Source organism: Scytonema sp. PCC 10023, assembly GCF_963920835.1.
In the GTDB taxonomy this organism is placed as follows: domain Bacteria; phylum Cyanobacteriota; class Cyanobacteriia; order Cyanobacteriales; family Nostocaceae; genus Kalymmatonema.
Genome location: NZ_CAWUDP010000044.1, coordinates 16,092 through 39,562, shown reverse-complemented (window position 1 = coordinate 39,562; position 23,471 = coordinate 16,092). Strand labels below are relative to the sequence as shown.

Genomic DNA, 23,471 nt, shown 5'->3' with positions numbered 1-23,471 from the left:
AACTAAGTTAACTTAATGAAACCATAAGTGTAATTCAGGCTACATCAACATGCGATTAGAGCAGTTGCAAGCCTTTCTGGCGATCGCAGAAACTGGCAGCTTTCAGGGGGCAGCAAGAAAATGTGGTGTAACCCAATCGACTATCAGTCGCCAAATTCAGGCAATGGAAGAAGATTTGGGGTTGGAATTATTCCACAGAACAAGTCAGGCAAAGTTGACATTGGCAGGTGAACGCTTGCTACCTCGCGCCCGAAAAATTTGCCAAGAGTGGCACAGCGCCACGCAGGAAATAGCTGATCTCTTGGCAGGAAAACAGCCAGAACTTTGTGTAGCAGCAATTCACTCGTTATGTGCTTATTATCTGCCACCAGTTTTGCAAAAATTTTGTCATAATTATCCAGAGATACAATTGCGCGTGACCTCATTAGGTAGCGATCGCGCCTTAAAAGTCCTCAAAGATGGACTCGTAGATCTGGCAATAGTCATGAATAATCGCTTCTTAACCGCTGGAAAAGAAATGGTGGTAGAAGTACTGTATGATGAACCGATAGAAGTTTTAGTGGCGAACAATCACCCGCTAGCGCAATATGAACGCATCCCTTGGTCGGAACTGATTCGTTATCCGCAAGTAGTGTTTAAGGATGGTTATGGGATGCAACGCCTGGTACAAGATAAATTTGATCGCTTAGAAGCCACACTACAAGCTGCTTTAGAAGTTAATACCCTGGATGCTTTCCGGGGAGTCGTGCGCCAAGGAGAACTCGTAGCCATGCTGCCGTATTCCGCATTAGTCGAAGCACGTATTGACCCCAGCCTTGCAGTTCGTCCTTTAGCTAGTAACAGTCATAGTTCTTTACCCGACAATTCTAGTTTGACTCGACAGGTGGTTATGGTCACGACTCAAGACCGACTTCAAATTCCTCCAATTAAGCACTTTTGGCACTTGGTTAAGGACAATGTACCACCACTATTTGACTCTGTTGCATCATCGGCTTGTTAGCAGTTGTTAGTTATTAGTCATTTGTCATTTCTCATTTGTTAAAAATTATAAACTTTTGACAAAAGACAAAAAATAAAAATATGAGCAAAGTATTTAGGGATTTACTCAAAAAGGTAGGTGGTGGGGAGCATACTGCACAGAACTTAACTCGTGCTGAAGCCGCTACAGCCACCAAGATGATGTTGCTAGGAGAAGCGACACCAGCCCAAATCGGGGCTTTTTTAATTGCTCACCGCATCAAACGTCCTACAGCGGATGAGTTAGCAGGAATGCTGGATGCATATGATGAACTAGGGCCCTCACTGCAACCAGTCTCCTCCGAAAAACCAGTAATAGTTTTAGGCATACCTTATGATGGCAGAACTCGCACTGCACCCATTAGCCCCGTAACGGCTTTGGTTCTAGCAGCAAGTGGACAACCAGTGGTTATGCATGGTGGAGATTGTTTGCCCACAAAATACGGAGTACCGCTGGTAGATATTTGGCAGGGGTTAGGAGTTGATTGGACTAGACTATCCCTGGAGAAAACCCAGGAGGTGTTTGAAAAAACTGGAATTTGCCTTGTTTATACTCCTAAGCATTTTCCCTTAACAAATAGTCTCTGGGAGTATCGTGACCAACTAGGCAAGCGTCCGCCTTTGGCAACAATGGAACTCATTTGGTGTCCTTATGCGGGGGATGCTCATATAATCACTGGGTTTGTTCATCCTCCCACGGAAACCTTGTTCCAAACCACCTTGGCTTTGCGAGGAGTGACGAAGTTTACAACAGTGAAGGGGTTGGAGGGTAGCTGCGACTTACCACGCGATCGCACTGCTATCATCGGCTTAGCAACAACTCCCAAGCCAGATGACATAGGGATTATACCCATAGAACGCTTACACCTAACCCCTCGTGATTATGGGTTTACAACCAAGAATGTACCCCTCGGTACCACTCAAGAATTGATTGCGGATATGCAAGGGGTATTGAATGGCAAACCCTCCGAACTTATGCAAACAGCCTTGTGGAATGGAGGGTTTTACCTGTGGCGTTGTGGAATTTGTTCAGATATCCGTGAGGGTATAGCCAAGGTAGAGGAATTGTTAACTCGTGGTGTGATTGCTCAGAAACTACAAGAACTTTCTGGGGCAGTCAATTCAGTTTCCACAGTGTTTCAGCCTGTCTAAGAGGTTCATCTTCCTCATGGCATTGCGCTCATATGACTTTCCCTTGGTTAATGTCAACATGACACACCGAGTGCGAAGCCATCAGAACAAAACACACAAGCTTTCAGTTGTCTTGATTAGCGGAAACGGCTCTTACGCTGCTTTGATCTGGCGACTGCTTTACGCTTGAGTTTTTGCAGAGGTGTTTCAAAGTGACGATGTTTCTTTAAATCTGGAAAAATTCCCGCCTTGGAAACTTGTCGCTTAAATCGACGTAAGGCTGACTCAATTCCTTCATTTTCGCCCACAACTATTTGGGTCATTCTCTCTCCTACTAAATTGACTTAATTGGTACTTGGGTACAAATAATATAGTAACGTGTGAGCAAAAAGGGCAGAGCCCTTCTCTGCCCTTGCGACTTGAGAGTTAAATCCTTTAGTTTAGGATAAAACAATTGGAGAAGGAGCCTGGCAGCGTATAGCGAGTCTCCTTCTCCACGAGTAATAGTGAGGGGCTAGTGTGATAACCCAAAAAAACCTGGCTCCTTCTCAAAGTACTTGACACTGCTACACAGAACATGACTAAACTTATTTAAAGCTTATGATTCAACTAAAGTTTCCTTTAGAGGGTCTGTTTCCCGCTTCAATCAAGGGAGTCGGCTCCAACAGTCCACGGGCGTAAATTCGGATGTAGCCCATCCTACATATCGAACTGTTTAAAGTTTGAAGCTTTTAGCCATTTGTCACCCGTTATTTTCAGCTAATTTAACAAACCGTGGACTTCCCGTTTGACCTTTTTACAGGCTTGCTAGTAATGACCGCGACTGTGGTTTACAAACCAGATTTTTTTAGCCTTGGTTTTCGGCATTAAGTCAATTTTATAATACAATGCCTGCTTCTTACATCAAAAACTTACTCATACTAAATAAGTACGAATAAGTTTAATAATGTTTTTGGCTATTTAATTTTGCTCTCTGTTCTAAAGGAGCAGAGATTCTTAAGACATTTCTGCCTTAATATCCCCATCGCTGGGGTTCCCAGGCTCACCACGGAAAGCCCATAGGGCGTAGTGATATCTCCTCAAGGTTGTTTCGGGCGTCTACTTTCGGTGCAGTCCACAGGTAGGATTTTTAAATCTTTTCTAATGTTGCGACTGTATCACGGCAGCCCTTTTGGCTGCAACTAGCCTTCATCCTCCGCCTAAAGTACGGCATACAGCGCTATGCGCCTCTAGCTCGGAGGTTTTCGGCATTTCTCTTATAACTTATCTCAAAGCTTAGTAGCGTCCACCACGAGAAGAGTATCCTCCTCCTCCTCCTCCTCTATTGTTTCCCCCGCGTCTATTACCACCCGAACCTCCTTCAGTCTTGGGCTTAGCTTTATTAACTTTGAGGTTACGACCCATCCATTCAGCGCCATCTAGGGCATCAATCGCCGCTGCCTCTTCAGCCTCGGTTCCCATTTCTACAAAAGCAAAACCTCTCTTTTGACCAGTTTCCCGGTCTGTCGCTACTTGAACTCTCTTAACAGTTCCATATTCTAAAAAGACCTCTTTGAGGTCTTCTTCTTCTACATCATAAGATAGATTGCCGACAAAAATTGACATAGAACCTCTCCAGAATCAGGGGTGTAGAGATTTAGATTCGGAGAGACGACTATAATACTAGTCACACAGCCGAAAATAATTCTCACTTTTTTAAAGATAACATAGAAAACGTGATTACACTTGCGCAACAAGAGTCAAATATAGTAAAGTTATCATAAACTGTGTGCTATTATCAAATACAATTTGAAGCTAAAAATTCTATGAGATAAGGGTTTGTGAACCAACTTCTTTGCAGATGCTGAAATCCTTGCTATAGTTGCCCTACAACCTAGTGCCGTAGTTAAAAAACTGCAACCACCAACTCAATTAGTGAAGGCGGTTTCAGAATTAGTTAATATGTATAAGCGATTATTTATTATTCATTAGAAACCATTAACTATTAACAATTAACAATCAATTAAACAATAGGGAAAACTAAACCTTCTTGGGCTAGTAATGCTTTAGGAAAGATAGATTGAACTTCTAACTGAACTTGATCGAGAAAATCATCATTGTCATCTGGATGATGATGAGAAATGATTAACCATTTCACTTCAGCAGTTTTAGCCAAATCCACAGCAGTATCCCAGTCAAAGTCAGGTTCATGGTGATTACGTGCTGCTGGAGGAGCGTAAGTTGCATTAGCAATCAGCAAATCAACGCCTTTTGTGATCTGTGCTATGCGTCCTCGATCCACTTCATTTGAACTTTTCGGCAAATCTGTAACATAAGCAACACTGTACTCTTTCCAACTGACTCGATAGCCAACTGATTTTTGGTGGTGATTAATGATTGCCGTTGTAATCGTAACATCATCTATCTTCACCACCTTACCAGATGTCAAATTATGGAAGTGCAAGTCAGATTGCATGAGCTGTAAAGGGTAAGGGAAGTGCGGCTGGAGCATTTGATCACACAGGCATTGTTTGATCGAGGCTCCATTTAAGGCGGCTGTCCCGTAAACGTGGAGGCAATTTTCGCTGACAAATGCGGGGGCAAAAAAGGGAAATCCTTGGATACGATTCGATTGGGAGTTGGTAAAAAATAAATGAACTTCTAGCGGCGATTGCAGTTGCAAGCAACTTTTTCCAAGTAGCCGTAAACCAGTACCCCCATCAAAAATCAAGTGTTTTCCGGCTACCTGCATTTCTACACAAGCAGTATTGCCACCATATCGGCTGGTGTGGCTGCCTGGTGTCGGAATTAAACCCCGCACACCCCAAAATTGCACCACAAATTCCGACCTTGGGCCTAGATGCTGTAGGCGTTGCTCTGAAATTAAGTGGTTATAGGAAGGCGACAGCTCAAAATTTGACATCTTTGCTCGAAACTAAGTCTGACTAAGCAGGTCATCGTAGCGTCGCACTTCCAACAGTCGATTTCTGTCGTCTACAATGACTACTGTGGGAGAGTATGTTTTTAACTCTTCCGAAGTGAACTGCCCGTAAGACATTATAATCAAGCGATCGCCAATCATGCCTAAACGTGCTGCTGCTCCATTCAGTTCAATTGCTCCTGAATCAGCTGCCGCCGGGATCGCATAAGTGATGAAGCGCTCGCCATTGGTAACATTCACTACCTGCACTTGCTCGTAGGGTAAGATACCCGCTTTATCCAATAAAACTTGGTCTACGCTGATACTTCCTACATAGTTGATGTTTGCCGCACTGAGCGTGCAGTTGTGAATTTTTGCCAAAAGAAGCGTGCGCTGCATTGAGTTTGAGTTTGAGTTATCAGTTATCAGATACCAGTCTAGACAATAATTAACTGATTACTGTGAGTGTGTTATTGTCAGCGTATTTACTGGTTCTAGGAACGTGAAAAAGTTTCAGGTCATTTTTTCGCGCCAGCTTGAACGCACTTTTCTACTAAAGGCAAGACTTGATCAACATCTTGCCACCCACGAATTTCCGTCACCTTTTTCTCTAAATTTTTATATGTGCGGAAAAATTCGGCTATTTCTTCTAGTCGGTGTGGTGCGAGGTCTTTCAAAGATTTGACAGAAGCGTAACGCGGGTCTTTGTCAGGAACGCAAAGGATTTTCTCATCGCGATCGCCACCGTCTATCATCTCTAGCATACCGATTGGTCTTGCTGCTATGACACATCCTGGGAAAGTTGGCTCATCGATAATTACCATACCATCCAATGGATCGCCATCATCCGCCAAGGTGTTGGGTACAAAGCCGTAGTCATATGGGTATTGTACTGACGAGTAAAGTACCCGGTCTAGGGCAAAAGCTTGCAGTTCTTTGTCAAATTCGTATTTGTTTTTACTCCCGCCTGGAATTTCAATCAGAACGTTAATCAGACCTGGTTTCGGTTGGGCAGGAATACGCGATAAGTCCACAACAAAACTCCTCAGATAACAGTGAATTATGGTAGCTCCATCCTTAGCTCCCCGTGTAGAATTTTAGGCTAAGATGGACTACTGCTATGTAAAACTTATACAAACGCCCTACATTATTGCATTTTTTGAACGTTAAATTGACGTTTATGCCAATTAGCCCCGCTTTTTAGTTGCTTCGGTAGTACTAAATTACCTATTTTCTTCCTTTCTTCCTTCTCTTCTCCTGTCTACGTGGTCTAGAGGACACGCTGCTTTGAACGTGGTTCATTTAATCGGTATTCTTCTAGCGGTTCGGGAGTAAGCAACGCTGGGGGGATCAAATCTTATCCAAACCGTATTCAGAGATTTCCCCGAAGCGGAAGCAAAGTGTCCATCGTTTCGCCAAAGACGCAAAAAAATGAGAAAACAAGAGAAAAAGAAAATGACACCAGTCCTGCTCGGATTTTTGTCTCTTATTTCCCTTGTTTTCCTTTGTCCTGTTTATTTTCCCGAATTAATTAAGCCTGTGCAACTTTACTTCATCGAAAATTCTTGGGTCTCTTACCCCGTCCTTCGTTTGACGGCTTTACAATTAATTTTTAAAGAATGGTGTAGCCTTGCCTGACTTAATCCAACGTCTTGCCCTGCTAGGGGTTGTTGGCATCAAGGGTCGATTGTTTGAATCTACGACTGGTACGAACATTTACGATAAGTCCCAATTGGGTGTATGTATCCCTTCGACACTGACCAACGGAGTGGAGAAGAACTAGGGAGGCATTCTTCCGTCCTACGAGCTACCATGCTAGTTGGTTCAGTCCCAACCCATCGTAAGCGCAAGCGCACACTACGTGAACGCAACCTGTGGGCTAGTTGTCTAGACACTGGCTTGGTCTTGAATTAAGAAAGTGGTGAGTTTTCTTTTTTCAAGCCCCATCCCGAGTAGGGTGGGGTCAGTGACGTAAAGTCCTACTTTTAACGCAAAACAAAATTTCACATTGGATTATTCCTGATTATCTCTCTACAAGCTCTTTGGCAGAAAATTCTGTTTTCTGTTTTTGTTTTCAATAGCTTCCTTGCTAAGACTTCATCTTTTCAATTTTTCTTTAATCCGCATTTGTTTTTACATTATATGTAATGGGTAGGTGGTCATTCTGAACGCTGCTTGAAGAGTAGTGTCCAATGACAAACAAGGGTAGCGTCAGAGTTAAAAGACCAATTGCAGTTCCCACAATCTCTGCCAATCTATGGGAATATGTATCAGCAGAGTCGGCAGATTGGGTATTTGAATGCATAGAAAATCGAATTTCGTTCCCTGAATTTTAGTTTGGCTCTTTTTAAAAGAGTCTTGCTACTATTTTAGCTATTTTTTCACCGGATACTGTTTATTAATAAATAATATCAATCATTTTTTCAGCAAATTATACTATTTTTTTTATACATGAAACACTTGATACAAAGTTGCTATCAAACATTTGATTTTTCAGTTTGTCATTAATTTTGCAAGCTACTTTACTTTCCAAAGTCATGATGGTTTTACGCATTGAAGAATTAAGTAGTATTAAAGTATACAAAAATATTTTTGAGATTATATTTGTAGTGGAACTAGATGTAGGTCATATTTGCGCATTTTAATATCCTCAAAGTCTTATATAAAACCAGCTTTTATATCATCAATTGTTGTTTTATACCTTAAATTTTTACCCAAGACTTACTATGTAAATATAAGTAAAATAAAGTGCAAGTAATTTTATTTACAACGATTTGAGACTTTGGGAGAACGAAGCTATTAATCAGTTTTTTGACCGCATATCCACACAGAATAAGTACAAATAAATGAGCGAGCAGGTAAACTATTTGTCAGTGATTACACTCAAAAAATGTTTTTAACTGTGGGTGAAAAAATTTGATAGTTCGTCACACAAACATTGATAGATCAACACTAAAATGTACGAGGTAGTGAGAAAAGTTGATGATTTCCCCTGCACTCCACGCCCTACATCTAGAAAATCACTCCAGCCTTATATGGGAGAGGAATGGAAGCGAGTTAAGAAGAACGCAGAACACAGAACCGCAGCTAGGAATATCCCCACGGATGGAATCCGGGGGAAATAAGTGCGGAAAAACTTTCGCGCGTCTCCAAAGGATATTGACGGGGGCACCAGACCAATACGAGCGCAACCTTACTCTTAATTCCTACCCAAAAACGCGTTTAATATTCTGATTTCTGAGTTCCTACTCTGCGGTTTTTCTTGGTCAAATTAAATTCATCGAACTCACGTCATGATTAATAACTCATGAAAAAAACCGCCACTTAATTAGGGCGGTCTGGTTAAGCAATCGGAGGGTATTTACAGCTTACTCTGCCAATGCATGGAATTGTTGTAACAGAGTTTGCACTTGTTGCTAGCATCAAGCACTAAATTCAACTATCGTCTGGCATATGCACTCATGCGTTCTTTGATAAATCTTATGTAAAGATGTTTAAACGTAGACTTAATAACGCGAGGCATTCCAAAATCGATGGGTAAAAACTTATCTGGTAGCTGCCAATCATCTATTTTTAGTAAATCGGGATGCAGTTGAGGAAAGTGGATGGTGTCTAGCGCATCAATTAACCCGAGCCGTATTGATGCAGCAACGGTGGGTACTTGTTCTGGTCGAACATTAAGGATTTCTACCATTGCCCGATCCAAAGCAAAAACATCTGGTGATGCTGCCAAAACGCCCAGTGCGCGAGGTTCACCGCCACTAGGACCATTGCCTTCATGACCAATGATCCCGTCAGTGATGGTTAAGTCGGGATCAATTGCCCTAGCGGTTTCCACTAACATTTCACCAAATCGGTTCGCGTCTTTTCCTACTTCCATGTGCCACCAAGCTTTCATCTTGCCTGGAACGCAACCAAACAAGTTTTTTACCCCCAAAGTTAGCACCAGTTGGGTATGGGATTTCACCTTCGGTAAGTTAATTACCACATCCGCTTCCATCGCCTCTTTGCACAGCAGCAGATGGTTAAAGGCTTCGTTGACTGTTTGGTAACGCTGACCGTGAAAATCGATGATGGGGAGATTAAGTTCTTCTAAAATAGGCAGATAACCATTTGCCACTGCAACTCCCTTGGCACTACCAAAAGCGGGACTATCCCCCAAAAATGGCTTGCCACCTGCTTCCATAACCATCTGGGCGACTGCGTAAACGAGTTCTGGGCGAGTGGTACACTCTTTGCCAGGACGTGCGCCTGTCAGCAGATTTGGTTTGAGTAGAACGCGGTTTCCTGGTTTGACAAACGCCGCCATTCCTCCCAAAGGTTCCAGCAGCGTTTCTAAAGATTCCCTAAGTGCTTCCCGTTCGTAGGAAGTAGCGCGAATAAGACTAACCGACGGTGTTTGGGTTTGCATGATTAAGTAAAGAACAAAGAAGAAAAATAAAGAAGGAAGAATTCTTTCTTATATCTTCCTTCTTTGTTCTTTAATCCGATATGCCGTCGTCTATACTTAGAGGCAAAATCGTACTCATTTGTTCCAGGTTTAACACTTGAGCTAATTGGGCTTCACTCATCAGTCCGCGTTCCAAGACAATCTGCCGTAGAGATTTGCCTGTTTCCAAAGATTCTTTGGCGACAGCCGCCGCATTCAAATAACCAATGTGCGGATTTAATGCTGTTACCAAAGCTAAACTGCCTTCAGCGTATGCCAAACAACGTTCCTGGTTAGCAGTAATTCCCTGAATACAGCGTTCGGTGAGTGCAGCAATGGTATTGCCTAGAATTTCGATACTGTGAATCAGGTTATAGGCAATCAGGGGCATCATCACATTCAGTTCTAGTTGTCCTGCTTGTGCGGCAAGGGCGATCGCACTATCGTAACCCATCACCTGAAAGCATACCATTGATGTCATCTCTGCCATCACTGGGTTGTACTTCCCTGGCATAATCGAGGAACCTGGTTGCACTGGCGGTAGTTGAATTTCCTTTAAGCCAGTTTTTGGTCCCGAATCCATCAGACGCAAGTCATGAGATATTTTGACTAGGTCTTGAGCTAAGTTGCGTAAAGCACCGGAAACATTAACAAACGGTGCCATACTCTGCATTGCTGCCATAAGATGGGGTGCAGGTTCTAGAGGCAAATTAATTAACTCTGATATAGTTTTTACCACAAGCGCACGATACTGAGGGTGGGTGTTTAACCCCGTACCGGCTGCACTCCCTCCCAAACCCAGCACCATTAAATCAGAAGAGGCTGTGTAGATGCGGTTTTGGTGTTCTGTGAGGATGTACGCCCAAGCGCGAAAATTCTCACCCAAACGCACGGGTACCGCATCTTGCATATGGGTTCTACCGGATCTAACGACATCTTTGAATTCTTCAGCTTTTTCTTCTAGTGCTGCTATTGCCTTCTCTAAAGCTGGGTGTAGCGTTTTTGATAAAGCCAATAAGCCACCAATACGAATTGCTGTCGGAATCACATCATTGGTAGACTGCCCATAGTTTACATGGTCGTTGGGGCTCACGCGCTGGTAATTGCCTTTTTCTTCCCCCAGAATTTCTAAAGCGCGATTTGCCAAGACTTCGTTAACATTCATGTGATGGGAAGTACCAGCACCAGCTTGATAGACATCTACCACAAATTGGTCGCGGAACTTTCCAGCAAGCACTTCATCCGCAGCTTGGACAATTGCCTTACTTATATCTTGGGGGATACAGCCCAGTTCACCATTGACAATAGCTGTAGCTTTTTTAATTATTACGCACGCGTCCACGTAAGTAGACAAAGGCTTGATTCCGCTGATTGGAAAATTTTCTGTAGCCCGCAGCGTTTGGATACCGTAGTAAGCACTACTCAGTAGTTGGCGATCGCCCATCGAATCGCGTTCTATTCTTACGCCAGAATCTGTTTGTTGTGTCATGCTATTTGTTGAAATTAGTCATTAGTCATTAGTCATTAGTCATTAGTCATTAGTCAAGAGGTGTGGTCATAAGTAGTGGGTTAAAGAAGACTTCCTTGTCCGCCCTTGTCCCCTTATCCCCCTGTTCCTAACCTCTTACACCTATAGTTAGCAATTAGACGCATTATCAGCATTGGGTTTTCTAATTTTGAATTTTGAATTTTGAATTTTGAATTGCTTATGACCTTACCTAACTGGATTACTTTCTCTCGCCTTTTGGGTATACCATTTCTGCTGTATGGTTTACACAACCCGGCACCCGAAGCTAGATGGATTTGTTTGGCGATTTTTCTCGTCGCCTCGCTGACTGATTGGTTAGATGGCTATTTAGCACGGAAACTTAACCAAATCACCGACTTGGGCAAGTTTCTTGACCCTTTAGTTGATAAATTACTGGTGCTTGCGCCGTTACTGGTTTTAATAGAACTAGGACAAGTCCCTGCTTGGGGAGTGTTTCTGATTTTGGCGCGGGAGTTAGCAATTGCAGGTTGGCGCGTCAGTCAAACCAAGATTACGGGAGCAAATATTTGGGGTAAGCTCAAAACTGTGAGTCAAATTGTGGCGATCGCACTTTTGATTGCACCATTACCTCAAGCGTGGCAATTACCTTCTGTGGTTGCCTTCTGGATTTCTGTGAGCCTCACTTTAATTTCTGGGGCAATTTACCTTTTGCCTGAAAAAGGTAACATGACTAGCCCAAAAGAAGAAAAAATTTAACGGTATCGCGTAGCTAAAATCTTTCCCTCTCCTTATTAAGGAGAGTTTGTCCCAAGTAGCCGTAATCGTAGACAAGCCTAGTCACCTACTGACAACTATCCCCCGCACTTTCAATCAACTCGTCAACGAATTCTCTTAGCCGTTCTTGCCAGCCAGGAACGGTTTTAAGCTTCTCTCTAACACCCTCGCGTACTTTGAAACACACTGGTGACTTATCAAAGGGTTCCTCATTGAAAGGAAGCGCCCCAAGCTTATGTTTTTTCTGGAAAGGCATTGACGCAAATTTTATATATCAGTATACTAATATTTATAACACAAACATTGAGGTCGATCAATGCTTTTATCCATCAAGACTAAGCTGAAACTAACGGCGGAACAAAAAACTATAATGAGTAAACACGCAGGTATAGCGCGATTTACCTACAATTGGGGTTTGGCAACTTGGAAAAGCTTGTATGAAGATGGACTTAAGCCTAACAAATACCTTCTCAAGAAGTTCTTTAACAACTCAGTTAAGACACAGTTGGAATGGATAAAAGAGAAAGGAATTTGTCAGAAGATTACTCAATACGCTTTTGAGCAACTAGGTGCAGCTTACGACCGATTCTTTAAAGGACTGGGCGGCTATCCAAAGTTCAAAAAGAAAGGTCAGAACGATGCTTTCACTATTGACGCTAGCGGAAAGCCTATACCTGTGGGTGGTGTGCGCGTCAAACTACCAACCATTGGATGGGTTAAAACTTACGAGGGATTGCCTCACACAACGACTACCAAACTAACAATATCTCGGATAGCTGATGACTGGTATATTGCGTTCGCGTATGAAGTTGAAACCAAGGTTACGCCAAAGCCCGTAGAGGTTGTAGGAGTGGATTTGGGAATAAAAGAACTGGCTACACTTAGTACTGGTATTGTGTTTCCAAACCCTAAAGCCTACAAGAAAAACATTCAAAAGTTAAAGCGACTGTCGGCATCTTTGGCACGGAAGACCAAAGGCAGTAACAATCGCCATAAGTCAAAAATCAAGTTAGCAAAGCATCACCAGAGCGTTTCAAACATTCGCAAAGATTCGCTCCACAAAGTAACCAATCACTTATGCAAAAACCACGCTGTGATAGTGATTGAGGACTTGAATGTTTCAGGCATGATGCAAAACCATAAGCTTGCCCAATCCATAGCTGATTGCGGATTTCATGAATTCAAAAGACAGCTTGAATACAAGTGCAAGAAGTTTGGAAGCAAGCTAGTTTTGGCGTCTAGGTGGTATCCATCCTCTAAAACCTGTAGCAGATGCGGTTGCAAAAAAGAAACCCTGTTGTTAAGTCAACGTATTTACGAGTGTGAACATTGTAGGTACGTAATAGACAGGGATTTGAATGCCGCAATTAACTTATCGCGTCTGGCTAAGGCGTGAATGCTTTCTGAGGGCTAACCGCTCCCATGCTCCCGATGAAGAAAGAAGTAAATGTCTAGACAAGTCTAGGTTTTATATAGCAGGGATACCCGACAGGGCAAGGTGAAGTTCCGTGCGTGTAGGGAAGAAATTTTGAGTCATTTGATGATTTGTGTGTACACCATAGCTCTTGTAGGGGAAAATGAGGGGGGTGCACACAGATAAATTATCTGTATTTGTCTGCGTCTATCTACTTCGGTGTCCATCTGCGGTTTTCAAATATTCTTCATCTGCCTTTACCCAATAACACCACGCGGATGGTTTTGAACACAATAGCTAAATCTAACCACAAAGAATAATTCTTAATGTAGTACAGGTCGTAAGCTAACTTTTCGTAGGCATCCTCAACAGACGCGCCGTAGGGATACATCACCTGCGCCCAACCGGTGATTCCCGGTTTGACCAAATAACGCAGGTCATAGTAAGGAATTTCTTGTCTCAGTTTGAGATCAAATTCTGGTCGTTCTGGACGAGGACCGATCAGGCTCATCTCTCCCCGTAAGATATTGAGAATCTGGGGTAGTTCATCGATGCGGGTGAGACGTAGCCAGCGTCCTACTCTGGTGATCCGAGGATCGCGTTCATTAGCCCATTGCGCCCCTCGTTTTTCAGCATCCTGATACATAGAGCGGAATTTGTAAACTCTAAAAGGTTTACCTTCTAAGCCTGTTCGTATTTGAGTGTAGAAGACTGAACCTGGACTATCTAACTTAATTGCCAGTGCCGCAAGCAGCATAAGTGGAGACAGAAACAGCATTAAGAAGGCAGAAGTACGAAGGCAGAAGGCAGAAGGCGTCCCCACGAATGAATTCGGGGGATTTAATAAAGTTGCTACGCGTTTATTTTTCTCCATAAATAAATTCAGGGGCTTTAAACCTTATGGCAGAGAACAGAGGACTTATTTTTGTATCAAAGCTTACCTTCTTTCCTTCTGCCCTCTGCCCTCTGCCCTCTGCCTTTCTTCGGTAACAGCCATGCGAGAATCTTGTCTGCAAATCGCTTTAGCTTCAGATTAAAGCTACCGGAAGCTAGGTTAAAACCACCACCAAAAGCGAGCCAGCTATCCTGTAACAACGATGAAGGGAGTTTATACCACAAGGTTTCACAAACATCTGGTAGCGTGTAAACGGGGATGCCTTGTAGGCGCATTTGCATCAACTGCCGCACTTGCGTATCAGGTAAGTCCATTTGGGTTGCGACGACCACCCCTGACCAAGGCTGTTGACTCCATTTTGGCAAGTCACTTAGGCTACCGGGACAATCTATACGGCTCTGTGCTAAATGTTTTGGAGGTTGTTCGCCTTCCGCTAGGACAACTAACCGCCCGAATAAGTCAAGTTTGAGAAAGGTTTGTCCAAAGTGGATCGCTTTCTCGCCTGTACCCAGCATCAACCAACGACTTTGCTGGGCATGCGATCGCACCCACTTGAGCGTCCACATACGTGAGATCACCGCCCAGATTGTGAATATTCCCAGACTGGATAGCAAAACTCCCCGTCCAAAGAGTGGATTTTGTCCCCAAGTCCCTGTCAGGTAAATCAGGGCAGCAGTTATGCCACCCACGATCACATTACTGATGAAAATACGAGATGGAGCCCGTAAACCCGCAATTTGAGTATCTGGGTGGTAAGTATTTGCCAGATAAAGCCCTATAAGAACCAGTAGGATAAATCCATAAACAACTGGATCAAACGAATCGAATTTTTCACCTAAACGCAACCATGAAACAAGCGTCAAACTGAGAACTAAGCCCAGAATATCCCCTACTAAAAGTAATACAGGCAGGATATTTTTGATTTGATGTAACTTATTTGCTTTATTGCTGAGGGCAAGGGTAATACTCATTTGTATTAATTAGGACACGTGATTATAGTGTTGACTGGCAACACTAAACAAAATATGGAACCTGGTAATACTAAAACTGAAAATCTAAGCCTTTAAGCTGTCGCGCTTTTAACTTGAATTGTCTGGACGGCCTGCCAGCTCATCCCACAAGAACTTTGTTATTAGTCGCTTTGCAACTTGTAGGCGCGACAGCTTAGTTCAAGGGATGACTTCAATCAGCCATTTTTTTAATAAGAAACACCTATTTATAGTCAGTAATACAACGAAATAATCATGTGGAAATTACGTATTTTTTGGAAAGAATATCAATACGGTTCAGTTAAGAGCGAACTTACACCGTGGAGTTGGGCTTGCTCATATTTACGAATTTATGCCTAGATATGCGTAGGTTTTTAGAAGCGGTTCTGAGTACAATCTTGCGGTAAGCATTCCACAACCTGCTACCCCAAATCACTCCATTATGGGAAAAGTGAAATATTTCAGTAACATTACTGATTGACAAAAATAGACATTTTTCGGCTTAGATTCCCGACTTCTTTTGCGAAGTCGGGAATCTTGTTGTTCACGAATGATTTAACTGCTATATAGCGATTCTCACTCGCATAGAATACACGCTACACGGTAGGGGCACGGCATAGAACATTGGTGCCAACTTAACGTTCAAACGTTTATCCCACGTTGGTTTGCCCCACCCCGCGCCGCCCCTCCCCGAAGCTCGGGGAACTCGGGACTCCCTCTGGAGATTAGGGGTAGGGAGGTTTTAGCACGAGACAAAACCGGGGTGGGGTCAAAGTGTACTGCAGCCAAACGAGAATTGGTATCTAGGTATTTATGTAAGAAGTCTCATGGGCGAATGAAAAGTCAAATCACTTATAGCAATCAAGTAATATGTAATACTTACAAAAAATAAGTAAAAGCAGATTGAAAAAACAGTAAAAATACGTAGGTTTTTCTTAGGAAAATACTTGATAATTTTTGATCAGCAAGTAACGCTATTCTGTGTTTTTACTACTAAATCGCATTCAGAAAGGAGCAGCATCAGCCGCCTTTTCCTATGCCTTCGGCACTGATGGGGCGAACGGGAGAATTTGAAATTCACGTATCAATTCAAAATGAAAAGTCTGATACCCTTACGTGGAAATTCAAAATTATTAACTCAAAATTCATGCCTTTTTTGTGCCTCCTAGAGAGGAGTTTTTTTCAAATGATTAGACCACAAATGGTAGGATGGCATTGCCCCTAAAAGCTTGCGTCATGGGCATTTGAGATATTGGGAAGCAATGCCCAACTTACAAGAAAGCGCTGTAAGGGCTGACTTTTAAATTTTAAATGTTTGAAAAACGAGAATCAGTACGAAATTTTTGTCACTGGTATTACATTAACCATGCCTTCTAAGCAAGAAGACCAAGACTTTATTAATGTGCAACAGTATTGGCTAATCCTAAAAAGGCGTTGGCTGCTGATTGCTACTGTCATAGCATTTGTCTTTGGACTGACAGGATTAATTACCTTTATTCAAAAACCAGTTTATGAAGCAGAAGCTAAGCTGCTTTTCAACAAGCAAAACCGTGCTTCTTCCTTATCTTCGTTGACAGAAGGACTGAATGAACAGGTCGGAGGACTCAGTGGTATAACGAGCCTCAGCAACCCTTTGGATACAGAAGCTGAGGTCATCCGCTCACACGAGATTGTCCAGAAAAGTATTACTAATCTCCAGCTTAAGGATAATCAGGGTAAACCCCTAGAAAAAGATGAATTTGTCAAACGATTGAAGCTCAAAAGTATCCGAGGGACGGATGTTTTGCAGCTTTCCTATCGCAGTACCAACCCTCAAGAAGCAGCAGATGTGATTAACTCGCTCATGAGTTATTACCTTGAGAGTAATATTAAAACAAACCGAGCAGAAGCCTCGGCAGCCCGAGAATTCTTGAGCAAGCAATTACCTCAGGTAGACAAAAGAGTTTTGGAAGCAGAAGCCGCATTGCGTCGCTTTAAAGATCAAAACAGCGTTGTTGCTTTACAAGAAGAAGCGAAAGCAGGGGTGGAAAGACTGAGTAAGTTATCAGACCAAATTACCAAAGTTCAGGCTCTGCTGATGGATGTCACGAGTCGCTCGCAAGCTTTACAAAGTCAATTGGCATTGAATAAGCAGCAGGCTGTGGCACTCAACAGTTTAAGTGAATCCAATGCGGTGCAGCAAGTCCTCATAGAATACCAGAAGGTGCAGGACCAGTTAGCTGTGGAACGGTCTCGCCTAACAAATGAACATCCGACGATTATCAATTTGTTGAGTCAAGAACAAGCTTTGAGAGCGCAACTGGGACAACGAGTTACTCAAACCCTCGGGAGTTCCCAATCTGTACCAGAGCAAAATTTGCAGATTGGACAACTCAAGCAAACCTTGACTGCTGATTTAGTGCAAACAGAGGTAGAACGGTTGGGATTGGAGAGTCAAGTAGGCACTTTAAGGAACGCCTTCCTGCTTTTTCAAGCACGCTTAAAAGCGTTACCTGCACTAGAACAAAAACAGCTACAGGTAGAACGACAGTTACAAGTGGCGCGAGCAACTTATGAACAACTGCTGAAGCGACTGCAAGAAGTGGAGGTGGTGGAAAACCAAAATGTCGGCAATGCACGGATTATCGAAGAAGCTTTAATTCCCAAAAAACCAATTTCTCCCCGTATTGCTTTGAACTTAGCGTTGGGCGGATTTTTGGGAATTCTACTAGCTGTAGGAACAGCTCTGATGCTGGAAAGTGTCGATAAATCTGTGAAGACGGTTGAAGAAGCTAAGGAGCTTTTGGGCTATCCCTTGCTGGGTACGATTCCTCTCTATGCTCAAAATAAAAATACTCACAAAACTACAGACAGTACCGAGGATAAGCCAGAACTGCTCGTACTCAACAATCCCTATTCGCCAGTCAATGCAGCGTTTGAGATGCTGATGACTAACTTGGGTTTCACACTCTCTGATAAAACACTAAAAGTGATTGTGGTAACAAGTGCCATTCCAGGTGAGGGTAAGTCTTTTGTTGCAGCTAACTTAGCAGTAGCTACAGCTCAGATGGGACGCCGAGTGTTGTTGGTGGATGCAGATATGCGTCGCCCACGTCAACAGGAAATTTGGCAAATACCAAACTTGACAGGGCTGAGCAATGCTTTGGTGGGACAAGCTGAGTTACAAAATACTGCCAAAGAAACACTGATTAATTTAGAGGTGCTAACTGCTGGTACGATTCCGCCTAATCCAGCAGCACTGCTGGATTCACAGCGAATGGCTGCGTTGATCAAGAAGGTGGCGAGAGACTATGACTTTGTGATTATCGACACGCCACCTTTAAATGTGTTTGCTGATGCAACGATATTAGGCAAGCTAGTGGATGGAGTGTTGCTGGTTGCACGTCCTGGCGTAGTTAACTCTGTTGCGACTACTACTACAAAGACACTGCTGGAACAGTCGCGATCGCAGGTTTTAGGAATGGTGGTGAATGGCGTAAGTGCTAGAAATAGCGATGGCTACGGCGGCTACTACTATGGCTATAAGTACTACGGGCGGAAAAATTCAGAGAAAACTCAAAAGGCTGAGGTCTAGCTTCCGTAAATTCATATTTCCTAATCTTTAGGTGAAGCTTTTTGTTAATTTCAGCACAGTGATGATTTTACACAGTCGTACCGTTGAAGTTTCTCCTATTAAATGGCAACAGTTTTAGCGAACAACAGCTTTTTAAAGAATGGATTTTACAACGCTGTAGGTGGAGTAGTCCGGATTGGACTAGCTGTACTCACAATTCCCGTACTAATTCGCATACTAGGAGTTGAGGAGTATGGTTTGTGGACACTGGCTTCTGCTGTAATGAGCATGGTTGGTTTAGCTGAGGGGGGTTTATCTACAGCAACCACTGTATTTGTTTCAAAAGACTTAGCAACTGAAGATACAGACGGTTTATCCCAAACATTGACAATAACCTTTGGGGCAATGCTGATACTAGCAACCTTGGCTGCGATCGCACTTTGGATCGGTGCTGAAAGCATTGTCAGCTTATTCCCGAAGTTAGAGCAGCTACAGCAATTAGAAGCTGTACAGGCTTTGAAGATAGGCGGTTTAGCAGTTTGGGCAAGATTGCTACAGCAGGTTTTGATTGGTGTGGAGCAAGCCTATCAGCGTTATGGCTTGCTAAATATCCTGAATACAATGCAATGGGTGCTGATTAGTTTGGGACTATTTTCAGTGGCTTGGCAAGGCGGTCGGACGGTTGCACTAATGCAGTGGCAAGCTTTAACCAGTGTAGCGGTATTATTGAGCCATTTTTGGGTAGTGCGATCGCTGCTTTTGAACACACGTATACGATTAACTTGTGGAAGAGAAAGAGGACTGACAATAGCACGCTATAGCTTGATGACCTGGCTCACATCACTAGGAGGTATGCTTTTTTTAAGGGGCGATCGCCTAATTGTAGGAGCTTTACTTGGTTCTAGCACACTTGGGGTATACGCAGCAGTTGTAGATGTTACAGGCTCAATTAACACCTTTTCAGCATTGCCTGTACAGCCCTTACTCTCAACTTTAAGTTATTTACTTACAAAGCAGAGTAGTAAGCAAGCTGAACTACAGCAGAAAATTAAGCAGGCAGTTCAACTAAATGCAACAGTAGCCCTTGGATTTGGTGGAGCATTATTAACACTTACACCGCTAGTTGTTCAGGTAATGATTCCTGGAGCTTTGACTAAAGAAAATGCAATAGCTTTTCAAATAGCAACGATTATTTACTCACTTTATTCAGTTAATGCTGTTGGTTACTTTATTCTTTTGACAGTTAATGCAGTTAACCTCTGTATGCTTAATGTTTCAATTAGTGGAGTCTTATCAATCATACTGATATATATAGGGGCTATTAATTTTGGTTTTCTGGGAGCAACTATTGCAAATGTTGGTTATATTGCAACACTATTACTACCCATATTTGCCATGCAAAAATTGAGTTTATCTAATATTTTTTTGGTTAAGTGGCTAAAATTTCCATTTATATGGTTTTTAATCATCATAATTATTAACATAGAACTAACCATGTTTATAGATATATCCAGCTATTCACTTATAGGATTGTTACTGCTAGCTGCACTACAAAGTGTCGTTATTTTTGCATGGTTTCTAGTGGAGCAGCATATGAACCTCCGGCTTATTACGAGTAAATTTGTGAAACGAGTTTAATGCATAGTAACTCGTAATACTAATTCCTTTCATACTCCAGGAGCTTATAAATGTATCTTGAGGCGGCAAAACTTGAAATAGTACAATTAATCAAAAAACTAGTATACGATATAGGTTATAAAAGAAGCCTGTCTCCACCGCATCTAGTGAAACGAGAGATTATCAAATGCTATGCCAGAAAATATAATCTTGATGTTTTGGTAGAAACTGGAACCTATAAGGGAGAGATGATATTTGCTTTAAAAAATATCTTTAAAGAAATTCATTCAATTGAATTAAGTGAATTTCTTTATAAAAGATCTGTAAAAAGATTTGCTAATCAGTCTCACATACATCTCTATTGTGGTGATAGCAAAACAGTATTGCCCGCTATCTTGGAGAAAATAAAAAGTCCTTGTTTATTTTGGTTAGATGCACATTACTCTGGCGGTATAACTGCTTGCAGTGATAAGGAATCACCCATTGTAGATGAATTGCATAACATATTCGTTCATCCTATAAATAAGCATATCATTTTAATTGATGATGCCAGGTGTTTCAATGGCTCAAATGATTATCCAACAGTTGAGGAACTATTCAGACTCGTAGAAACGAATAAACAAAAATGGAGTACTTATGTCAAAGAAGACATTATTCGTGTTACACCAAAGAATTAAGAAATTATGAATACTAATAGACGTTGGATCAAGAATTGATGGGTTTATTTCTCATGTACTAGTTTTTCGGAATCTTGAAGTTCTTGATGTGAGAAGTATGACATCACAAATTTAAGGCACTTTCTCATATGTTAATGACCAAGGAAATTTTTACGAAAATGCTGATTTAGCAAAAATACCAATGATGAGTTATGGTTGCGGAAAGTTTGAGTTGAGAAAGTTAGGAGACTAATTCAGCTGCTTTTAGTTAACGTAAATTGAAATTTATTTTTTTTACAAGTAAGCTAAAAGCTAAAAATCTATAATTTCAAGGTACTTGTTTATAGTTAATAAGATGAACATACCAATCTTAGTAGTATCTTGTGATGCCTACAAAGACGTTTGGCATCCGTTCTTTCACTGTTTTTTTAAAAATTGGTCTGATTGCCCTTTCCCTATTTATTTAGTTTCAAACACACTCAAGTACTCTAACCCACGAGTATCGCCTTTGTTAATTGGTCCCGATATTGACTATAGTTCCAATCTCATCAAAGCACTTACTCAGATTCCACAAGAATGGCTAATTTTTTGGATAGATGATCGCCCTCCCGCTATTCCTGTGGATACTGTCCGATTAGTCAAATTGATTCAGTTAGCTCAAACTAAAGAGGTAGGGTATTTGAAGCTGATTCCTTGTAATCCTCCAGCTTTAGTAGATGAAGGAGAGGAAATTGGGGAAGTTCCTAAAGGTTCTCGTTACCGCGTCTCTATGACAATTGCTTTATGGAAGAAATCAACCCTACTAACAATTCTTAAACCTGGTGAAACAGCATGGGATATTGAGAAACGAGGAGGAGTACAGCGAGCTAATGAAATAGATGATAAGTTTTACGCTTTAGCTCTTAGTATTTTCTCTAATCCTCCACTTATAGATATCCATCTGATCTCTAAAGGGCAATTCATGTGGAGAGGCATGAGTCTCCTGAAGCGTGAGAAGGTCTTTCATTATCTAGAAAATCGTCCAACAGCAACGTTGTGGCGAAATATCTACCTTGAACTCTATGAAATTTTATGGAAGCTATACTATTACATACTTTGGCTTTTAAAAAAGTGGACTATCAAAAGCAAAAAATCTGTTTAAAAAAATTAGTTTTCTTGCTATTTTTTTGTCTAAATCGCTCTATTCAGTTGATGGTTATTGGAAAAATAATTAGGTTGATGTAAATAATTAAAGGTATGTAGTAAGCGCTTTCTTACTACGATCTACTTTTCAAGCTTTACTTTTCTTGACATAGTTTGATTTTTGCTCGCCTACTTACTTATCTATAGGCTTTTTATAACTGCAATGGATTTATTTTAGATTGAAAATATAAAATAACTAAGAAAATATGAAAACAAGACTAAAAAAAAATATATCTTGGCATTTGCTTTTATTGATTTTAATATCTCTAGTTATTATTATTCAGTATTTAGCAAAAACTCATCTAATAGAATTACAAAATTTTTATATTCCTGATAGTTATACCTATGAAATCAAAGCTTTAATAGAACAAGACTTTAATGAATTACCTAAAGCATTATATTACAGATTTAATTACCTATTATATAATATTGCTCCTCAAAGTTTTCTGATTTTTAATTCATCATTATTATTTATGTCACTCAATATCTGTCGGGATGTATTTCAATATATTTCCCCTCAAGCAATAAGTTATTCTAGACTAGCTATCGTAGGAAATCCCTATTTGTTGATTGGTGTCATTGGACCTAATAAAGAAACTATATTGATTTTTATTTATTTACTATTCTGGAGAAGTTTGTTTTTGTTAACAGGAATACAAAGAATAATAGCTTTAATTATTATAGGATCAGTACCTATTACTATACGCCCAGTACTTTCATTTTGTCTTTTTATAAGCGTAGTTACATATTTGGTAATATACAGATTCAATAAACCAAGAGTATTAATTATATTTTTTGTTGTATTATTTTTTTTATTTAACTCAACACCATTTGGTAATAATTTTATTACAGGGCTACAAGATGATGATCTTACATCATTTCGTTCATCCAATGTTTATGATATAGCATTGCTTCTTAAGAATTTTAGTCAAGATGCATTACTTCAATATCCAGCATTTATTGCTAAAACTATAATAATTCTCTTTGCTCCTATTGTAAGACCGTTTAATATTTTTCAAATACCACTTCCTTTACTTGACATTGGATATACTATCGTTGCTTACTTATATCTTCCTTTCAATGCATCATTAGTGATTTTATTTTTTAATAGAACTAAATTGCTATATTTAGAAAAGAAGAAAAAAATCTCTATCCTATTATTTTGTACTATTATTTCTGTCTTGGTAGTCATTTTAAATCCCCTTCTTTCATTTCGTTATATTTTTCCTTACAGCCCTTTTATATTTTCATTATTTGCAATCCATTCATCTACAACAAAGAAAAAGCTTGTTAATATTTCTATTTTTGTTACTATAATATTAGTGTTATTTTCTCCAATGTATTCTTCTGATTCTGTCAGTTTATCAACTTATGAGAATATACCTGAATTTCTTAATTGGTTATAACTAACAATAGTCCATAAAAG

General features: G+C 41.0%; 20 protein-coding genes and 1 pseudogene. 10 read left to right on the top strand and 11 right to left on the bottom strand.

Annotation, left to right across the window (positions count from 1 at the left end; genetic code table 11):
- The first annotated feature begins 49 nt into the window (after positions 1-49).
- Both ACM0OZ_RS24915 and ACM0OZ_RS24910 read left to right on the top strand, forming a co-directional pair.
- The gene (locus ACM0OZ_RS24915) at positions 50-1,000 is read left to right on the top strand and encodes a LysR family transcriptional regulator (RefSeq protein ID WP_414585511.1); all 951 of its coding nucleotides are present in this window, start codon (positions 50-52) and stop codon (positions 998-1,000) included.
- Positions 1,001-1,080: 80 nt separating this feature from the next.
- Positions 1,081-2,169: an anthranilate phosphoribosyltransferase family protein gene (locus ACM0OZ_RS24910; RefSeq protein ID WP_414585510.1), complete on the top strand. Its 1,089-nt coding sequence runs from the start codon at positions 1,081-1,083 to the stop codon at positions 2,167-2,169.
- Between the two features lie 116 nt (positions 2,170-2,285).
- On the opposite strand, the gene rpsU is transcribed toward ACM0OZ_RS24910, so the two are convergent.
- The 6 genes from rpsU to ACM0OZ_RS24880 all read right to left on the bottom strand — a co-directional run bounded on the left by rpsU (position 2,286) and on the right by ACM0OZ_RS24880 (position 6,724).
- Positions 2,286-2,471 (bottom strand): 30S ribosomal protein S21, encoded by a 186-nt coding sequence (gene rpsU, locus ACM0OZ_RS24905; RefSeq protein WP_041040619.1) that lies wholly within the window; start codon positions 2,469-2,471, stop codon positions 2,286-2,288.
- Between the two features lie 952 nt (positions 2,472-3,423).
- Positions 3,424-3,753, bottom strand: a complete 330-nt coding sequence (locus ACM0OZ_RS24900; RefSeq protein WP_414585508.1) for an RNA recognition motif domain-containing protein — start codon at positions 3,751-3,753, stop codon at positions 3,424-3,426.
- Between the two features lie 397 nt (positions 3,754-4,150).
- The gene (locus tag ACM0OZ_RS24895; protein ID WP_414585507.1) at positions 4,151-5,050 is read right to left on the bottom strand and encodes an MBL fold metallo-hydrolase; all 900 of its coding nucleotides are present in this window, start codon (positions 5,048-5,050) and stop codon (positions 4,151-4,153) included.
- A gap of 12 nt (positions 5,051-5,062) precedes the next feature.
- Positions 5,063-5,446 carry an aspartate 1-decarboxylase gene (panD, locus tag ACM0OZ_RS24890; protein ID WP_414585506.1) on the bottom strand — a complete coding sequence of 128 codons (384 nt, stop codon included), beginning with the start codon at positions 5,444-5,446 and terminating at the stop codon, positions 5,063-5,065.
- A gap of 119 nt (positions 5,447-5,565) precedes the next feature.
- The gene (locus ACM0OZ_RS24885) at positions 5,566-6,081 is read right to left on the bottom strand and encodes an inorganic diphosphatase (RefSeq protein ID WP_414585505.1); all 516 of its coding nucleotides are present in this window, start codon (positions 6,079-6,081) and stop codon (positions 5,566-5,568) included.
- Between the two features lie 571 nt (positions 6,082-6,652).
- On the bottom strand, positions 6,653-6,724 hold the full coding sequence (locus tag ACM0OZ_RS24880; RefSeq protein WP_414585547.1) for a hypothetical protein: 72 nt from the start codon (positions 6,722-6,724) through the stop codon (positions 6,653-6,655).
- Positions 6,725-7,239: 515 nt separating this feature from the next.
- Here ACM0OZ_RS24880 and ACM0OZ_RS24875 point away from each other — a divergent pair.
- The gene (locus ACM0OZ_RS24875) at positions 7,240-7,383 is read left to right on the top strand and encodes a hypothetical protein (protein ID WP_414585504.1); all 144 of its coding nucleotides are present in this window, start codon (positions 7,240-7,242) and stop codon (positions 7,381-7,383) included.
- A 1,103-nt stretch (positions 7,384-8,486) separates the two neighbouring features.
- On the opposite strand, the gene ACM0OZ_RS24870 is transcribed toward ACM0OZ_RS24875, so the two are convergent.
- Together ACM0OZ_RS24870 and ACM0OZ_RS24865 are read right to left on the bottom strand one after the other, a co-directional pair.
- Positions 8,487-9,458 carry a DUF362 domain-containing protein gene (locus tag ACM0OZ_RS24870; RefSeq protein WP_414585503.1) on the bottom strand — a complete coding sequence of 324 codons (972 nt, stop codon included), beginning with the start codon at positions 9,456-9,458 and terminating at the stop codon, positions 8,487-8,489.
- A 70-nt stretch (positions 9,459-9,528) separates the two neighbouring features.
- Complete coding sequence (locus ACM0OZ_RS24865; protein ID WP_414585502.1) at positions 9,529-10,965, bottom strand: aspartate ammonia-lyase; 1,437 nt, start codon at positions 10,963-10,965, stop codon at positions 9,529-9,531.
- A gap of 219 nt (positions 10,966-11,184) precedes the next feature.
- Between ACM0OZ_RS24865 and pgsA the strand changes: the two genes are divergently transcribed.
- Positions 11,185-11,721: a CDP-diacylglycerol--glycerol-3-phosphate 3-phosphatidyltransferase gene (gene pgsA / locus ACM0OZ_RS24860; protein WP_414585501.1), complete on the top strand. Its 537-nt coding sequence runs from the start codon at positions 11,185-11,187 to the stop codon at positions 11,719-11,721.
- Positions 11,722-11,806: 85 nt separating this feature from the next.
- On the opposite strand, the gene ACM0OZ_RS24855 is transcribed toward pgsA, so the two are convergent.
- Positions 11,807-11,995, bottom strand: a complete 189-nt coding sequence (locus ACM0OZ_RS24855; protein ID WP_414585500.1) for a hypothetical protein — start codon at positions 11,993-11,995, stop codon at positions 11,807-11,809.
- A 60-nt stretch (positions 11,996-12,055) separates the two neighbouring features.
- Here ACM0OZ_RS24855 and ACM0OZ_RS24850 point away from each other — a divergent pair, with 60 nt between their 5' ends.
- Complete coding sequence (locus ACM0OZ_RS24850) at positions 12,056-13,135, top strand: RNA-guided endonuclease InsQ/TnpB family protein (RefSeq protein ID WP_414585499.1); 1,080 nt, start codon at positions 12,056-12,058, stop codon at positions 13,133-13,135.
- A 265-nt stretch (positions 13,136-13,400) separates the two neighbouring features.
- Here the strand turns inward: ACM0OZ_RS24850 and ACM0OZ_RS24845 are convergent.
- Positions 13,401-13,934 (bottom strand): annotated as a pseudogene (locus ACM0OZ_RS24845) (exopolysaccharide biosynthesis polyprenyl glycosylphosphotransferase); the annotation flags it as partial.
- Between the two features lie 149 nt (positions 13,935-14,083).
- Positions 14,084-15,019: a hypothetical protein gene (locus ACM0OZ_RS24840; RefSeq protein WP_414585498.1), complete on the bottom strand. Its 936-nt coding sequence runs from the start codon at positions 15,017-15,019 to the stop codon at positions 14,084-14,086.
- Positions 15,020-16,403: 1,384 nt separating this feature from the next.
- On the opposite strand from ACM0OZ_RS24840, the gene ACM0OZ_RS24835 reads away from it, so the two are divergent.
- The 5 genes from ACM0OZ_RS24835 (at position 16,404) to ACM0OZ_RS24815 (ending at position 23,451) form a co-directional block, all read left to right on the top strand.
- Positions 16,404-18,611, top strand: a complete 2,208-nt coding sequence (locus tag ACM0OZ_RS24835; protein WP_414585497.1) for a GumC family protein — start codon at positions 16,404-16,406, stop codon at positions 18,609-18,611.
- A 102-nt stretch (positions 18,612-18,713) separates the two neighbouring features.
- Complete coding sequence (locus ACM0OZ_RS24830; RefSeq protein ID WP_414585496.1) at positions 18,714-20,228, top strand: oligosaccharide flippase family protein; 1,515 nt, start codon at positions 18,714-18,716, stop codon at positions 20,226-20,228.
- A gap of 50 nt (positions 20,229-20,278) precedes the next feature.
- Positions 20,279-20,884: a hypothetical protein gene (locus ACM0OZ_RS24825; RefSeq protein ID WP_414585495.1), complete on the top strand. Its 606-nt coding sequence runs from the start codon at positions 20,279-20,281 to the stop codon at positions 20,882-20,884.
- Between the two features lie 334 nt (positions 20,885-21,218).
- Positions 21,219-22,004, top strand: a complete 786-nt coding sequence (locus ACM0OZ_RS24820) for a hypothetical protein (RefSeq protein WP_414585494.1) — start codon at positions 21,219-21,221, stop codon at positions 22,002-22,004.
- Positions 22,005-22,251: 247 nt separating this feature from the next.
- Complete coding sequence (locus tag ACM0OZ_RS24815; protein WP_414585493.1) at positions 22,252-23,451, top strand: hypothetical protein; 1,200 nt, start codon at positions 22,252-22,254, stop codon at positions 23,449-23,451.
- Positions 23,452-23,471: the final 20 nt, after the last annotated feature.

What these genes read in the sequence shown, in the direction of transcription:
- ACM0OZ_RS24900 (WP_414585508.1), bottom strand. Translation starts at nt 3,753, where the DNA reads ATGTCAATTTTTGTCGGCAATCTATCTTATGATGTAGAAGAAGAAGAC.
- ACM0OZ_RS24820 (WP_414585494.1), top strand. Translation starts at nt 21,219, where the DNA reads ATGAACATACCAATCTTAGTAGTATCTTGTGATGCCTACAAAGACGTT.
- rpsU (WP_041040619.1), bottom strand. Translation starts at nt 2,471, where the DNA reads ATGACCCAAATAGTTGTGGGCGAAAATGAAGGAATTGAGTCAGCCTTA.
- ACM0OZ_RS24875 (WP_414585504.1), top strand. Translation starts at nt 7,240, where the DNA reads ATGACAAACAAGGGTAGCGTCAGAGTTAAAAGACCAATTGCAGTTCCC.
- panD (WP_414585506.1), bottom strand. Translation starts at nt 5,446, where the DNA reads ATGCAGCGCACGCTTCTTTTGGCAAAAATTCACAACTGCACGCTCAGT.
- ACM0OZ_RS24865 (WP_414585502.1), bottom strand. Translation starts at nt 10,965, where the DNA reads ATGACACAACAAACAGATTCTGGCGTAAGAATAGAACGCGATTCGATG.
- ACM0OZ_RS24850 (WP_414585499.1), top strand. Translation starts at nt 12,056, where the DNA reads ATGCTTTTATCCATCAAGACTAAGCTGAAACTAACGGCGGAACAAAAA.
- ACM0OZ_RS24830 (WP_414585496.1), top strand. Translation starts at nt 18,714, where the DNA reads ATGGCAACAGTTTTAGCGAACAACAGCTTTTTAAAGAATGGATTTTAC.
- ACM0OZ_RS24915 (WP_414585511.1), top strand. Translation starts at nt 50, where the DNA reads ATGCGATTAGAGCAGTTGCAAGCCTTTCTGGCGATCGCAGAAACTGGC.
- ACM0OZ_RS24825 (WP_414585495.1), top strand. Translation starts at nt 20,279, where the DNA reads ATGTATCTTGAGGCGGCAAAACTTGAAATAGTACAATTAATCAAAAAA.
- ACM0OZ_RS24840 (WP_414585498.1), bottom strand. Translation starts at nt 15,019, where the DNA reads ATGAGTATTACCCTTGCCCTCAGCAATAAAGCAAATAAGTTACATCAA.
- ACM0OZ_RS24910 (WP_414585510.1), top strand. Translation starts at nt 1,081, where the DNA reads ATGAGCAAAGTATTTAGGGATTTACTCAAAAAGGTAGGTGGTGGGGAG.
- ACM0OZ_RS24835 (WP_414585497.1), top strand. Translation starts at nt 16,404, where the DNA reads ATGCCTTCTAAGCAAGAAGACCAAGACTTTATTAATGTGCAACAGTAT.
- ACM0OZ_RS24895 (WP_414585507.1), bottom strand. Translation starts at nt 5,050, where the DNA reads ATGTCAAATTTTGAGCTGTCGCCTTCCTATAACCACTTAATTTCAGAG.
- pgsA (WP_414585501.1), top strand. Translation starts at nt 11,185, where the DNA reads ATGACCTTACCTAACTGGATTACTTTCTCTCGCCTTTTGGGTATACCA.
- ACM0OZ_RS24870 (WP_414585503.1), bottom strand. Translation starts at nt 9,458, where the DNA reads ATGCAAACCCAAACACCGTCGGTTAGTCTTATTCGCGCTACTTCCTAC.
- ACM0OZ_RS24815 (WP_414585493.1), top strand. Translation starts at nt 22,252, where the DNA reads ATGAAAACAAGACTAAAAAAAAATATATCTTGGCATTTGCTTTTATTG.
- ACM0OZ_RS24855 (WP_414585500.1), bottom strand. Translation starts at nt 11,995, where the DNA reads ATGCCTTTCCAGAAAAAACATAAGCTTGGGGCGCTTCCTTTCAATGAG.